Genomic DNA, 14,213 nt, shown 5'->3' with positions numbered 1-14,213 from the left:
GCTATCCCCCGGATGGTTTGGAAAGTTCAAGCGCTCGATTATAAAGATCACGCTTTTTAAGGCCGGTTTCCTTGGCCAACTGATCGGCGGCTTCTTTGGTACGCAGGGTTTTCAGAAGTTCGGTCAGGCGCGCATCAATGTCATCGGCGTCGGGTTCGGCGTCCTGTTCATTCTGCGGCCCGACAACAACAATGATTTCGCCCTTGGGCGTGCCTTCGGCTGAATAATGAGCCGCCAGATTGCCAAGTGTTCCGGTTCGAACTTCCTCAAACATTTTTGTCAGTTCGCGAGTGACGGCTGCTTCGCGCGTTTCGCCCAGCATTTCAGCCATATCGGCAAGACTGCTTGCCAGTCGTTTGGGACTCTCAAGAAAGATCAGGCTTCCGGGGATGCTCGAAAATCGTGCCAGTTCCTTTTTGCGTGCTGATGTCTTGGGGGGCAGGAAGCCAGCATAAAAGAAATGGTCACTGGGAAGCCCCGATAAAATAAGAGCCACAATCGGTGACGAGGCACCGGGGGCAGCAGTGACATTGAAGCCTTCTGCCTTGCAATCACGGACCAGTTTGTAGCCGGGATCGTTGATCAGGGGCGTTCCGGCATCCGAAATCAGCGCAAGCCCCTGTCCCTTGCCAAGGCGTTCCATGATTTCGGGGCGCATTTTGGCGGCGTTATGTTCGTGATAGGCGATCCGTTTGGTTTTTACGCCATATCGCGACAATAACTTGCCCGACGTTCTGGTGTCTTCACACAGGATAATATCGGCACGTTTGAGGATATCGAGCGCACGGAACGTAATATCGCCCAAATTACCGATTGGAGTGGCGACAAGATAAAGAGCTGATGAAAGTGGCAAGTGTCGTTCATCTGGTTTACTTGATCCGTCGCGCGCATTACCCTGCGTGCGAAACGAGCTATCGGGAGGTGAGAGTGGGTTTTCCGAAACGTCATCCGTTGCAGAATCAGGACGGGAATTCGGCATGGTGCCGGGTCGCGCGCCGGACGGCATCTGTGGTGGTCCTTTCGCTGGGGCTTGCGGCATGTAACGCGACCACGAGTATCACGGACCTGTTGGGCATGCAACGGGATGGGGCGCCTGTGGAAAAGGCAAATAACCCTGCAAACGATCCGACCAGAGCCCCCGATCAGGGGCTTATTACGGATGCCAACCCTTGGCCGGGCGATGCCGCCCTACCAGAGGGAGAGGGTCAGGAGATTCTGACGCTTTATAACGATGAAGCGGCATTAAATGAAAAGCGCGTTGCACTTCTGCTGCCGCTTTCCGGGCCAAACGAGGAGCTTGGCCGGGCGATGCGCCATGCGGCCGAACTTGCAATGTTTGATGTTGCCGGTGACGATTTCGTCCTGATGCCGATTGACACGGCAGGAACTTATCAGGGTGGGCAGGCCGCAGCCCATCAGGCGATCAATGCCGGGGCAAAGATGATTCTTGGTCCGCTTTTTGCTGAATCGGTTAGCGGTGCCAGTGAAATCGCTAAGGCCGCCGGTGTTCCGGTAATCGCATTTTCGAACAATCAGCGGGTTGCTGAAAGCGGTGTCTGGGTTAACGGCTTTGTCCCCGAAGACCAGATCGCGCGTGCTGCTGGCTATGCAACAACACAGGGTAAATACCGATTTGCAGCCCTGCTGCCGCAAAACGACTATGGGCGCCAGATCGCAGGCGCATTGCAGGGTGTTGTTTCACGTGTCGGCGGCAGCCTTGGCCGGGTCGCGTTCTATGCACCGGGGTCGGAAAATCTGGAACAGACAATTCGTGATTTTGCCAATTATGATGCCAGACGGGCAAACTTGCGGGCACGTAAACGCGAATTGCAGGCCGATGGTTCGGCAGCATCCCAACGTGCTTTGAAGCGTTTGGAAGGTGTCGATACACTTGGTGAACTTGATTTTGATGCGCTGATCCTGCCAGCAACCGGTGGCGAGCTTCGTCAGGTTTCTGCGCTGTTGGCCTATTTTGATGTCGATGGCGCGCAGGTTCAGTTTATCGGGACATTCGGCTGGAATGATCCGGGCCTGTTTTCCGAGCCAGCACTTAAGGGCGGCATTTTTGCTGCACCGGATCCCGAAAACTGGAAACTGTTCTCGGATCGCTTCCAGCGGACCTTTGGTGAACAACCCCCGCGTATTTCAAGCCTTGCCTATGACAGTGCAGCCCTAGCTGCCGTGCTGTCGCGCGATTCCGGTCAGATGACCCGCGAAGCTGTTACTAACCCGAACGGGTTTGTCGGGGTGGATGGTATTTTCCGTCTGACGGCTCAGGGACGTTCGGAACGTGGCTATGCAGTTATGCAAATCCAGCCTGATGGCGCAAAGGTTGTCGCACCGGCACCTGCTGCATTCGATCAGGTTTTCTGATCTGTTCGGATTTGGAGACTGCTGCAACGCTCTCAAACACCCGCCGGATTATGCTTCGGCGGGTGTTTTGTCTTTGTAATTACACAGGTCATTGACGATGCAGTCACCACAGCGTGGTTTGCGTGCCTTGCAAATATAACGACCATGCAGGATCAGCCAGTGATGGGCATGGGTCATGAAACGTGACGGGACCTTTTTCAAAAGACCCTTTTCAACAGCAAGCACGTTTTTGCCGTTTGCCATTCCCGTCCGGTTGCCGAGCCGGAAAATATGGGTATCAACAGCCATAGTGGGTTCGCCCCACGCAATGTTGCGGACAACATTGGCTGTTTTGCGACCAACGCCGGGCAATTCTTCAAGCGCATCCTGATCGTTGGGGACGATCCCACCATGTTTTTCAACAAGAATGCGTGCAGCAGCCATGACATTCTTGGCCTTGCCGCGATAGAGCCCAATGGTTTTGATGTGTTCGATCAGGGCTTCTTCGCCAAGGTCTAGCATGTCCTGCGGGGTTTCGACGATCTGGAACAGCTTTTTGGTGGCCTTGTTGACACCAACATCTGTTGCCTGCGCTGACAGTGCGACAGCGACCAGAAGCGTATAGGGATTGGTGTAATCCAGCTCCCCCTTAGGTTCCGGGTCGGCATCCGAAAGGCGCTGAAAAAATTCTTCTATGGCGGTTTTGCTCATCGGGCGGGACATGGATTTTAGTCTCTGTGTTGATGCCGCATTTTTGCGGTCATTTCCGGGATAAGGGAGGGTTGACTTTCCGCATTCCTGATCTGATCTCCTGCTATCAGCATATATAAACGGCTGCTTTGCAAAGGTCGAATTTTGATTGCGACGGATCTGGAAGCGTTCCAGAATTGAAACATTGGAAATGCCGCAAACCGGTTGATAGCCATGCCAGCCGTACCAAGAACAGAAAAGCCGATATTTCGGGTTAATCTGCATCCGCCGCGTTCGCTCGGCAGGCGAGCGGCACGCAATATCGTTATTGCGATGGCATGTGTCACATCGATTATCGGTCTTATTTTCTGGTTGGTCGGGGCGTGGCCGGTGATCGGCTTTCTTGGTGTTGACGTGATATTATTGTCGCTTGCCTTTTATTTCAGTTTCCGTGCAGCACGGGCGGAGGAGCGGATTGAATTGCGTCACGGCAATTTGCGGGTCACCAGAATTTCGGCGCGCGGGACGCGACAGGAATTTGATTTTCAACCCTATTGGCTTCAGGTGGTGCTTGAACGGGGTGATGATGACCAATGCGAACTTTATTTGCGATCGCATGGAAAGCGTTTCGAGATTGCGGGATTTCTGGGTGTGGAAGAAAAGACCGATCTTGCCGGGAAGCTTGATCGTCTGCTGCGTCAGGCTCGATGCAGTCCCGATCCTCGTGCAGTGTGATTAGTGAAAGTCGAGGTTTGAAGCGGGCTCTCAAGATTCTTTGACTGGTTTTGCTGTGTCGGCAACCCCGATATGCTTCCCACGAATTTCATTAACCTTGTCCGTGCAAACATCTGGAAAAGATGTAATTTCGGTCGTGGAAACGGTGTTGGAACCGGTTCAGGACACCGAAATACACGTTTCAGAGTAAAATTCACCCGAGATTCCCCGTTTTCACCGCTTGCGAGTTTTTGATGACTTTCATATATAGGTGCGCGGGGTAATTACCCCACGAATTTTGAGACTATTACAACCATTGGTCCCAGGAGGTCCTGCGCAGCGCTTAGATCGTGAAGGCTGCGGGACGGACCGGCCGCTAAAAGAGGAACTTACTATGGGCAAGATTATCGGTATCGACCTTGGCACCACCAACTCCTGCGTCGCAGTCATGGACGGCAAAGAAGGCCGCGTGATCGAGAACAGCGAAGGTGCCCGTACCACTCCGTCGATGGTCGCATTCACCAATGACGGTGAGCGCCTTGTCGGTCAGCCTGCGAAACGCCAGGCAGTGACCAACCCGGAAAACACCCTGTTTGCGATTAAACGTCTGATCGGTCGTCGTTATGGTGACCCAGAAGTCGAAAAAGACAAAGACCTTGTCCCGTACAAAATTGTCGCGGGTGACAATGGTGATGCATGGGTTGAAGTCAATGGCGAGAAAATGGCACCGAGCCAGATCGCAGCCATGGTGCTTCAGAAAATGAAGGAAACCGCAGAAGCCCATCTGGGTGAACCGGTAACCGAAGCCGTTATTACCGTTCCGGCATATTTCAACGACAGCCAGCGTCAGGCAACCAAGGATGCCGGTAAAATTGCCGGTCTTGAAGTAAAGCGTATCATCAACGAGCCGACTGCAGCAGCACTGGCTTATGGTCTGGACAAGAAAGATGGTGGCACCGTGGTCGTTTATGACCTTGGTGGCGGTACCTTTGACGTCTCGGTTCTGGAAATCGGCGACGGTGTGTTTGAAGTTAAGTCAACCAACGGCGATACTTTCCTTGGTGGTGAAGACTTCGACAAACAGATCATTGACTATCTTGCTGATGAGTTCAAAAAAGAACAGCAGATCGACCTGCGCAAAGATCGTCTGGCCCTGCAGCGTCTGAAAGAAGCCGCAGAGAAAGCCAAGATCGAGCTTTCCTCGTCGATGCAGACCGACGTCAACCTGCCGTTCATCACGGCTGATGCATCTGGTCCGAAACACCTCAACATCAAGCTGTCGCGTGCGAAGCTTGAAGGTCTGGTTGGTGATCTGATCGAACGCACCATGACCCCGTGTAAGGCCGCGCTTAAAGATGCTGGCATTACTGCAGGCGAAATCGACGATGTTATCCTGGTTGGCGGCATGACCCGTATGCCGAAGGTTCAGGAACGCGTTAAAGAGTTCTTCGGCCGTGAGCCGCACAAAGGTGTAAACCCGGACGAAGTTGTTGCCCTTGGTGCAGCAATTCAGGGTGGCGTTCTGCAGGGCGACGTCAAAGACGTTCTTCTGCTTGACGTGACCCCTCTGTCGCTGGGTATTGAAACCCTTGGCGGCGTGTTCACCCGTCTGATCGACCGTAACACCACGATCCCGACCCGTAAGTCGCAGACCTTCTCGACCGCTGAAGACAACCAGACGGCCGTGACCATCCGCGTCTTCCAGGGCGAACGTGAAATGGCTGCCGACAACAAGATGCTTGGCCAGTTTGATCTGGTCGGTATCCCGCCGGCACCGCGTGGGGTTCCGCAGATCGAAGTGACCTTTGACATTGATGCCAACGGTATCGTCAACGTGTCTGCCAAAGACAAGGCGACTAACAAAGAACAGCAGATCCGTATTCAGGCATCTGGTGGTCTTGGCGATGACGAGATCGAAAAAATGGTCAAGGATGCCGAAGCCAATGCGGAATCCGACAAAAAGCGCAAAGCGCTTGTCGAAGCCCGTAACCAGGCGGAAGCCGTCATTCATTCGACCGAGAAAAACCTTGCCGAACACGGTGACAAGGTTGATGCCGGTGCGAAATCGATGATCGAAGACGCTCTTTCTGCGCTTAAAGAAGCGAAGGACGGCGAAGATCCGGAAGCAATCACCGCGAAGGTCAACGAACTTCAGCAGGCTGCAATGAAACTTGGCGAAGCCATGTATCAGGCACAGCAGGCCGAAGAAGGTGGCGAAGGAGAATCTGCTGGCGCATCCGCACAGGCCGATGACGGTGTTGTTGATGCCGACTTCGAAGAAGTCGATGACAGCAAAAAAGACAAGTAAGGCGACCGCAGAGGTCGTCTTGAACGACGCCCTGTAAATAAAAATCGGGCCGTTCCGGACGCAGAGAATTGCGGGAACGGCCCGACCGTGTTTCGGAGTTACAGATGGCGAAAGAAGATTATTACGAGTTGTTGGGTGTTGGCAAAGACGCCGATGCTGCCGCGCTCAAAAGCGCCTATCGTAAACAGGCGATGAAGTATCATCCGGATAAAAATCCGGGCGATACCGAAGCCGAAGTAAAATTCAAGCAAGTCAACGAAGCCTACGAAGTCCTTAAAGATCAGGAAAAGCGTGCTGCCTATGACCGTTTTGGTCATGCTGCGTTTGAGCAGGGTGGGCCGGGCGGTGCCGGTGGTTTCGGTGGCGGATTTGGCGGTGGTTTCGGCGGCGGAGGGTTTGCCGACGTTTTCGACGAGATTTTCGGTGCCATGGGCGGTGGTCGCCGTGGTGGTGGATCGTCGCGCGGTGCCGACCTTCGCTACAATATGGCGATTTCGCTTGAAGAAGCGTTTGAAGGCAAAAAGGCCGAGATCACCATTCCGGGGTCGGTTGCCTGTGAAGAATGCCATGGCAGCGGCGCCGAGGCCGGCTCGCAGCCGGTAACCTGTCCGACCTGTAATGGTCATGGCAAGGTCCGCGCGCAGCAGGGCTTCTTTACGATCGAGCGCACCTGCCCGAGCTGTCATGGCAAAGGCAAAATCATCAAGAATCCTTGCAAATCCTGTCATGGTGTTGGTCGCGTTGAACAGGAAAAGACCCTGTCGGTGACTATTCCGGCCGGGGTTGAAGATGGTACGCGTATTCGTCTGGCGGGCGAAGGTGAAGCCGGTGCCAATGGTGCACCGGCAGGTGATTTGTATATCTTCCTGGATATCCAGAATCATCGCTTCTTCCAGCGTGACGGGGCGAACCTGTATTGCCGGATTCCAATCCCGATGAGCAAGGCAGCCCTTGGTGGGACCATCGAGGTGCCGACAATCGAGGGCACGCGCACTCGGATCAATATCCCAGAAGGTACGCAATCGGGACAGCAGCTGCGTCTCCGCGGCAAGGGCATGACCATCCTGCGCTCGCAGGCTCGTGGTGACATGTTCGTTGAAATCAGTGTCGAAACTCCGGTCAGACTGACCGAGCGGCAGAAAGAACTTTTGAAAGAGTTTGACGAGATTTCGCGCGAAGAGGGTAGCAACCCGGAGAGCGAAGGTTTCTTTTCCAAAATGAAGGAAATCTGGAAAGACCTGACGGATTAAGTGCTAGCCAAACCAACTGGCTGCCAAAGATGTTTAACCCCGCTCTGTTACCTTGGGCGGGGTTTTTCTTTGGCCGCATCACGTGGCCAGGGGTGGCTTTTGACAAAGTCGATGAAAGTCCGGAGCGGTGTGGGGACAAGGCGACGCCCCGGGTAATAAAGCTTTGGTCCCGGAAACTGTGGCCACCAGTCTGCAAGCACAGGGATAAGAGCACCGCTATTAAAATAGGGCTGAAGCCAGTCTTCAAACAGGTAAATGATACCTGTTCCCGCACAAGCCGCGTCAACCGACAGGTCTGTCCCGCCGCCGGGCCGGATCAGTAACTGGCCACCGGGGCTGAGTTCAATGGTTTCATCGCCGCGTTCAAATTCCCATGGATGCATGGCGCCACTGGCAAAGCGGCCGCGCAGGCAGGCATGTTCCATCAGGTCACGCGGGTGTTCCGGCATACCGTGCCGGTTCAGATATTCAAGCGAAGCCCCGGCGGCGAAACGCTGGGTACGGGGGCCGATGGGGATTGCGATCATGTCCAGTTCAAGGCTTTCGTCATAGCGAATGCCAGCGTCACACCCTTCGGCAAGAACATCGACGAAGCTTTCCTCGGTAATGATTTCAACCCGGATATCGGGATAGGCTGCCAGAAAGGCCGGAATGATGTGTGGCAGAACAAGGCGTGCGGCACTGACAGGAACGTTAAGCTTTACCGTACCAGCCGGACGATTGCGGTAGCTGTTCACCACATCAAGTGCCAATTCCATTTCGTCAAGTGCGGGTGAAAGTCGGTTGAACAATCCCTGACCAGCTTCGGTCAGGGCCACACTGCGTGTACTGCGATTGAACAGCCTTACGCCAAGCTCGGCCTCCAGTCGGCGGACCTGATCGCTTAGACGTGATGCGCTTCCGCCACTGATGCGGGCGCCTTCACGAAAACCGCCTGCGCGGGCAACGGTGACGAACGCGGTGATGTTGGGCAGATCAAGTTTCATTGTTTCAAATCCCGTACAGCTTGTTCTGATTGTATCGGATTGTTGATCAAATCTGTAGGGCTTAGCTTCGGTACAGAAATCGAATGTCTGACATGAAAGGAGATTTCCATGTCCAATGTCGAGCAAGCCGGGAATTTCAAGATCGGTGATCTAAGCGTTAAACGTATGGGTTACGGCGCGATGCAGTTGGCTGGACCTGGCGTTTTTGGCCCCCCAAAAGATCGAGATGGTGCGATCAAAGTGCTGCGCAAGGCGGTCGAAGCGGGCGTCAATCATATCGATACCAGCGACTTTTACGGTCCGCACATTACCAATCAGCTGATTCGTGAAGCTCTTCATCCTTATCAGGATGATCTTGTGATCGTGACAAAGATCAGTGCAAAGCGTGGCGATGATGGATCATGGCTGCCTGCGCTATCAGCTGGAGAATTGACAGCAGCAGTACATGATAATCTGCGCAATCTTGGGATTGATGTGATCGATGTCGTCAATTTCCGATCAATGCACGGGCTTCATGGACCGGCTGAGGGTTCGATCGAAGAACAGCTTGCCGTCTTGGCAGAATTGCAGCAGCAGGGATTGATCCGACATATTGGACTGTCGAATGTGACATCGACCCAGATCGAGGAAGGGCGCAAGATTTGTGACATCGTCTGTGTGCAGAATCAGTACAATCTGGCGCATCGCGATGATGACGGATTGATCGCTAGCCTTGCGGCTGATGGCATTCCCTATGTGCCGTTTTTCCCGCTTGGCGGTTTTTCGCCATTACAGTCAAAAGCCCTTTCACAGGTTGCCATGCGCCTTGACGCAACGCCGATGCAGGTTGCCCTTGCCTGGTTGTTGCAGCGTTCGACCAATATCCTGTTGATTCCGGGAACGTCATCGTCCGAGCATTTGACGCAAAACCTTGCTGCGGCCAGCCTGAAGCTTCCGGTTGACGCCGTTGCCGACCTTGACAGGATTGCAGCACAGTTCGTCACAACAGACTGATTGTTGATTTGTCCGACATTTGGACATTTCCGGTGATTTCATCACAGAGCGGCATGTGCTAAAGCAATGACACGTTTGAAATTGCTTGCCGGAGGAGACCGGAAATGAAAATCGGGATTGTCGGATGTGCCGGCCGAATGGGGCGCATGCTGGTCAATGAAACGGCCCAAACCAACGGCTGCGAGGTTGGCGGTGGTACCGATCTGCCAGACAGCCCGTTTGTCGGCAAGGACGTCACACTGATTGCAGGTCTGGAAGAAAGTGGCGTTCTGGTCGGTGACGATCCCAAGGCATTGTTTAAAGCTGTTGATGCGGTGATTGATTTCACCGCACCGGCTGCGACCATGAACCATGCCAAACTGGCAGCTGAAACCGGTAAAATCCTTGTGATTGGCACGACCGGGCTTTCGAATGATCAGAAAGCAGAGCTTAAGGTCGCAGCCAAAACAGCAACCATCATTTTCGCACCGAACATGAGTGTCGGCGTGAACCTTGCCTTTGCGCTGGTCGAGAAGGTTGCGGCGATCCTTGATAAGGATACGGCTGATATTGAAATCGTTGAAATGCACCACAAGCACAAGGTTGATGCACCTTCCGGCACGGCACTTGGCCTTGGCGAAGCGGCGGCAAAGGGTCGTGGTGTCGATCTGGATGCGGTTTCGGTGCGCTCACGCGACGGGCATACCGGCGCACGCGAAAACGGCACCATCGGCTTTGCAACGCTGCGTGGCGGCGACGTTGTGGGCGACCATACCGTTGTTTTTGCCTGCGAGGGGGAGCGGATCGAAATTACTCATAAGGCATCATCACGCGAAGTTTTCGCCAAGGGGGCGGTACGTGCCGCGAAATGGGCCGAGGGCAAGAAGCCCGGTCTTTATTCAATGCGTGACGTTCTGGGTCTATAAATCATCGCCAATCGACGCATTTTACGCAAAAGCCCCGGCAGTACTGCCGGGGCTTTTGTCTTGATTAAGGGTCTGGATATTGATCTGATCAGTGTGCATCCGCCCAGCTATCCCCGATACCGGCATCTGCGATAAGCGGTACGGACAGGTGTGCGGCATTTTCCATAACCTCGCGGATCACCTTAACGGCCTTTTCGGTTTCATCTTCGGGGGCCTCGAAAATCAATTCATCATGAACCTGAAGCAGCATGCGGGTTTTAAGCCCCGCATCAAGAAGGGCACCGGGAACGGCAATCATGGCGCGTTTGATGATGTCAGCGGCACCGCCCTGAATAGGGGCGTTGATGGCCGCACGTTCGCCGAAGCTTCGCCGCATCCCGTTTTTATCATTAATGCCGTTGATATGAATATGACGGCCAAACAGGGTCCTGACAAAGCCATGCTTTTTGGCGAAGTCTTTTGCCCGTTCCATATAATCGCGAATGCCGGGATAAATTTCGAAATAGGCTTCGATAAAGGCTTTGGCTTCTTTTTGCGGGATACCAAGCTGGTTGGCGAGGCCAAAGGCCGAAATCCCGTAAATGATTCCGAAATTAATGGCCTTGGCTTTGCGGCGGACCATAGGATCCATGCCTTCAATCGGAACGCCAAACACCTTGGATGCTGTTGCGGCGTGGATATCTTCGCCATTTTTAAAGGCATCCCGCAGGGCGTCGATTTCGGCGACATGCGCCAGAAGGCGCAACTCGATCTGCGAATAGTCGGCAGAAATCAGTTTGCAACCGGGTTCCGAGATAAAGGCCGTACGGATTTTACGGCCTTCCTCGCTTCGGATCGGGATGTTTTGCAGGTTGGGATCGTTTGACGAAAGGCGGCCGGTATTCACATTGGTCTGGCCATAGCTTGTGTGAACGCGGCCGGTTTCAGGATTAATGTGATTGGCAAGAGCATCGGTATAGGTGCTTTTGAGCTTTGAAAGCTGCCGCCATTCAAGGATTTTGGTCGGCAGGTCATGTCCCTGAGCCGCCAATGCTTCAAGAACATCCGCGCCAGTCTGCCATGCACCGGTTTTGGTTTTTTTCCCGCCCGGCAGGCTCATCTTTTCAAACAGAATTTCGCCAAGCTGTTTTGGGCTGCCGAGATTGAACGGTTCACCGGCCATTTCATGGATGGTTTCTTCAAGGGCAGCCATCCGCTTGGCAAAGTCATTCGACAGGGTTTTGAGCTTGTCGGCATCAATGCGGATGCCAAGGCTTTCCATTTTGGCCAGGACCGGGACGAGTGGCCGATCCAGCGTTTCATAAACGCTGGCCATGTGTTCCTGTGCAATCCGCGGCTTCAGAAGTCGATGCAGGCGCAGCGTGATATCGGCGTCTTCGGCGGCGTAATCAAGCGCCTTGTCGAGCGGCACCTGATCAAAGGTGATCTGGGTTTTGCCCGATCCGCAAACATCGGAAAACTTGATGGGTTTGTAATCCAGATGCAGTTCGGCCAATTCATCCATGCCATGGCCGTGGCTTGTGCCGTCCAGAACATAGGACAGCACCATGGTGTCGTCTATCGGGGCGACATTGATGCCGTGACGGGACAACACGATCATATCGTATTTCAGGTTCTGGCCAACCTTGAGAACACCCGGGTCTTCCAGAAGGGGTTTGAGCAAGGCAATCGCGCGATCCAGCGGGATTTGCTTTGGCACTTCGATTTCTGTCGGTGCCTCGGCAGGGGCATCGAAATCGAAACCTCCCTGTGCTTCGCCACTTTCGCCGTGACCCCGTCCGTGCCCGACAGGGATATAACAGCCATTGCCCGGTTCGGTCGAAAGCGAAATGCCAACCAGTTTGGCCTGATGGGCATTAAGCGATGTGGTTTCTGTATCGACAGCAACCGTACCGGCATATTCAGCCATTGAAATCCAGTGCTTTAGGCGGTCTTCATCCTGCACCAGTTCATATTCTGCCTTTTCGACACTGATATCATTGACACCGGTACCCGGTTCGACAATGCCATCGGCATCAACAGAGCCACCGAACTTTGCCTTTATTTTAGAAATCAGTGATTTAAAGCCATGTGTTGAAACAAAGCTTAAAAGAACATCCGGATCAGGTTCGCGCAGTTCAAAACCATCCAGCTTTTCGACAACCGGAACATCGGTTTTGAGGGTCACAAGATCGCGTGAAATGCGCGCCAGTTCGGCATTCTCGATCAGTTTTTCGCGGCGCTTGGGTTGCTTGATTTCGCCTGCACGTTCCAGCAGGCCATCCAGATCGCCATATTCGTCAATCAGTTGGGCCGCGGTTTTAATGCCAATGCCGGGCACGCCGGGAACGTTATCAACGGAATCGCCAGCAAGCGCCTGGATATCAATAACCTTGTCGGGTGTAACGCCGAATTTTTCCAAGACTTCCGGTGCGCCAATAGTACGATTCTTCATCGCATCAAACATTTGCACCCGGTCCGTGACAAGTTGCATCAGGTCCTTGTCCGAAGACACGATAATCACATCGGAACCTTCGGCCTCAGCCTGTCGGGCGTAGGTCGCGATCAGATCATCGGCCTCGTATCCTTCGAGTTCGATCGAAGGCAGGTTGAAGGCACGCGTCGCATCACGGATAAGCCCGAACTGGGGGACCAATTCTTCGGGCGGCGGCGGACGGTGCGCCTTGTATTCGGGATAGAAATCGTTTCTGAACGACTTACCCTTGGTATCGAAGATAACCGCCATATGATCGGGCTTGGTATCTTCGCGCAATTTCATCAGCATGGTACAGAAACCATATACCGCATTCACCGGCGTACCGTCCGGACTGGTCATCGGTGGCAAGGCATGGAAGGCCCGGAAAATAAAGCCCGATCCGTCAACCAGCACAACGCGACGGGGGGATTTACCGGTGGATGGCGCAGAATCTGTCATGCGTCTAATGCTCATTCATTCGTGTGATTTGATGGCCCGCAGAATGCCCGATCCAGCGGGCTAAGTCGAGTGGGGCATCGCCGAAAGCGGGAATATATTGGCTGTTTCCGGTTCTACTACTGACAGGAGACTGTCAGGAGAGAGCAAGAATTTTGACTATCGTGTCGATATCGAAATGAAAACTTCGATCATGATCGTATTCTGAGCATTTATGGCAGGATGTCGCTTTGGGCTTATCAGGACGCACAGGGATTGATATGGTCTATCGCAGTGCAACTTTCCTTCGGGAAACGGGAGAACCGGTCATTGCCGACGATGGAAGATAAACCGGTTTTCAAGCCACAAGGCATCGGCATTGAAACCGCAGAACCGACGCGCGAGCTGCATGACGACATGAAGCTGGCAAATCGGCGCAAGAAGGCCAAAAAAGCCGAACGGGTTGCGCGGTCCAACGGATCGGGATGGCGCAGGTTCTTTAGTGCGTCCTCATGGATGCGCTTTCTTATTACGTTCGGAATTTTCGGGCTTTTCCTGCACGGTTTGTTCGTTGTCTTTGGCGTTTATGACCGTAACCAGCGTCTTCCGGCGGTCGACCATTTCGTGCTGCTGATCAAACTCGTGGTGTTCATCGCACTGATGTACCTGTTTTACGCGATGCTGATGCATTACGGGCCGATCCGCCACAAGGTGCGCGGGATATTCTTCCTTGCACTCGCCCCCGTGGCGGCGGTTTGCATTTTCATGATTTATGGCGGTGGGCAGCTATTCGGTAGTTTCCTGCCGGTTTTGCAGTTCCTGACCCTTACCATTGGCGTAGGGGGATTCCTGCTTTATGTGTTGGGTTACACATGGGTTACCGGTCGCACTGTTCGGCGCGAAGCAGATCGTTATGACCGGATGGAGCATGTAGGGAACCAGATGTCGAAAGAGGGTGCCTCTGCCGGATTGCCGCCCGGTGTGGCCGGAGACCGGCGCAAGGTGCACAAAGCTGGCAGTCTTCGCCTGCGCAAGGATGATGACGGATCATCAAACGGCAGTGGCACGGGGGGTGGCAGTTCGTCAGCAGTAAACAATAAAGTGCGGTTACCGGAAATCTGATCG

General features: G+C 53.8%; 11 protein-coding genes. 7 read left to right on the top strand and 4 right to left on the bottom strand.

The features are described from left to right. Position 1 precedes the first annotated feature (1 nt). On the bottom strand, positions 2-1,006 hold the full coding sequence (gene rsmI, locus TH468_RS06250) for a 16S rRNA (cytidine(1402)-2'-O)-methyltransferase (RefSeq protein ID WP_371268724.1): 1,005 nt from the start codon (positions 1,004-1,006) through the stop codon (positions 2-4). Between rsmI and TH468_RS06245 the strand changes: the two genes are divergently transcribed. Continuing rightward, a complete protein-coding gene (locus TH468_RS06245) occupies positions 928-2,373 on the top strand; it encodes a penicillin-binding protein activator (RefSeq protein ID WP_085642686.1) in 1,446 nt (481 codons plus the stop codon). The two genes, rsmI and TH468_RS06245, sit on opposite strands and share 79 nt — an antisense overlap. A 48-nt stretch (positions 2,374-2,421) precedes the next feature. Here the strand turns inward: TH468_RS06245 and nth are convergent, their stop codons facing one another. Continuing rightward, a complete protein-coding gene (gene nth, locus TH468_RS06240) occupies positions 2,422-3,063 on the bottom strand; it encodes an endonuclease III (protein ID WP_210402229.1) in 642 nt (213 codons plus the stop codon). A gap of 213 nt (positions 3,064-3,276) precedes the next feature. On the opposite strand from nth, the gene TH468_RS06230 reads away from it, so the two are divergent. From TH468_RS06230 to dnaJ, 3 genes are all read left to right on the top strand, one after another. Continuing rightward, a complete protein-coding gene (locus tag TH468_RS06230) occupies positions 3,277-3,777 on the top strand; it encodes a DUF2244 domain-containing protein (protein WP_168177091.1) in 501 nt (166 codons plus the stop codon). 373 nt (positions 3,778-4,150) lie between these two features. Continuing rightward, positions 4,151-6,064 carry a molecular chaperone DnaK gene (gene dnaK, locus TH468_RS06225; protein WP_085642683.1) on the top strand — a complete coding sequence of 638 codons (1,914 nt, stop codon included), beginning with the start codon at positions 4,151-4,153 and terminating at the stop codon, positions 6,062-6,064. A 104-nt stretch (positions 6,065-6,168) separates the two neighbouring features. After that, complete coding sequence (gene dnaJ, locus TH468_RS06220; protein ID WP_007088588.1) at positions 6,169-7,314, top strand: molecular chaperone DnaJ; 1,146 nt, start codon at positions 6,169-6,171, stop codon at positions 7,312-7,314. A gap of 47 nt (positions 7,315-7,361) precedes the next feature. On the opposite strand, the gene TH468_RS06215 is transcribed toward dnaJ, so the two are convergent. Beyond that, entirely contained in the window at positions 7,362-8,300 is a 939-nt protein-coding gene (locus TH468_RS06215) for a LysR family transcriptional regulator (RefSeq protein WP_085642682.1), read from the bottom strand. Positions 8,301-8,408: 108 nt separating this feature from the next. Here TH468_RS06215 and TH468_RS06210 point away from each other — a divergent pair, with 108 nt between their 5' ends. Then, positions 8,409-9,293, top strand: coding sequence for an aldo/keto reductase family oxidoreductase (locus TH468_RS06210; protein WP_085642681.1), 885 nt, complete (start codon positions 8,409-8,411; stop codon positions 9,291-9,293). A 104-nt stretch (positions 9,294-9,397) separates the two neighbouring features. After that, entirely contained in the window at positions 9,398-10,198 is an 801-nt protein-coding gene (dapB, locus tag TH468_RS06205) for a 4-hydroxy-tetrahydrodipicolinate reductase (protein ID WP_085642680.1), read from the top strand. A gap of 88 nt (positions 10,199-10,286) precedes the next feature. Here dapB and polA read toward each other — a convergent pair whose 3' ends face one another. Next, positions 10,287-13,112 (bottom strand): DNA polymerase I, encoded by a 2,826-nt coding sequence (gene polA, locus TH468_RS06200; RefSeq protein ID WP_085642679.1) that lies wholly within the window; start codon positions 13,110-13,112, stop codon positions 10,287-10,289. 315 nt (positions 13,113-13,427) lie between these two features. On the opposite strand from polA, the gene TH468_RS06195 reads away from it, so the two are divergent. Further along, positions 13,428-14,210 carry a hypothetical protein gene (locus tag TH468_RS06195; RefSeq protein WP_246832252.1) on the top strand — a complete coding sequence of 261 codons (783 nt, stop codon included), beginning with the start codon at positions 13,428-13,430 and terminating at the stop codon, positions 14,208-14,210. The last annotated feature ends 3 nt before the right edge of the window (positions 14,211-14,213 follow it).

Source organism: Thalassospira sp. MCCC 1A03138 (assembly GCF_002115785.1).
Lineage (GTDB): Bacteria > Pseudomonadota > Alphaproteobacteria > Rhodospirillales > Thalassospiraceae > Thalassospira.
This window is presented reverse-complemented; position numbering and strand designations above follow the sequence as displayed.

Excerpts from the sequence above, each read along its gene's own strand:
- dnaJ (WP_007088588.1), top strand. The coding sequence starts at position 6,169 with ATGGCGAAAGAAGATTATTACGAGTTGTTGGGTGTTGGCAAAGACGCC.
- dnaK (WP_085642683.1), top strand. The coding sequence starts at position 4,151 with ATGGGCAAGATTATCGGTATCGACCTTGGCACCACCAACTCCTGCGTC.
- dapB (WP_085642680.1), top strand. The coding sequence starts at position 9,398 with ATGAAAATCGGGATTGTCGGATGTGCCGGCCGAATGGGGCGCATGCTG.
- TH468_RS06215 (WP_085642682.1), bottom strand. The coding sequence starts at position 8,300 with ATGAAACTTGATCTGCCCAACATCACCGCGTTCGTCACCGTTGCCCGC.
- polA (WP_085642679.1), bottom strand. The coding sequence starts at position 13,112 with ATGACAGATTCTGCGCCATCCACCGGTAAATCCCCCCGTCGCGTTGTG.
- nth (WP_210402229.1), bottom strand. The coding sequence starts at position 3,063 with ATGAGCAAAACCGCCATAGAAGAATTTTTTCAGCGCCTTTCGGATGCC.
- TH468_RS06195 (WP_246832252.1), top strand. The coding sequence starts at position 13,428 with ATGGAAGATAAACCGGTTTTCAAGCCACAAGGCATCGGCATTGAAACC.
- rsmI (WP_371268724.1), bottom strand. The coding sequence starts at position 1,006 with ATGCCGTCCGGCGCGCGACCCGGCACCATGCCGAATTCCCGTCCTGAT.
- TH468_RS06230 (WP_168177091.1), top strand. The coding sequence starts at position 3,277 with ATGCCAGCCGTACCAAGAACAGAAAAGCCGATATTTCGGGTTAATCTG.
- TH468_RS06210 (WP_085642681.1), top strand. The coding sequence starts at position 8,409 with ATGTCCAATGTCGAGCAAGCCGGGAATTTCAAGATCGGTGATCTAAGC.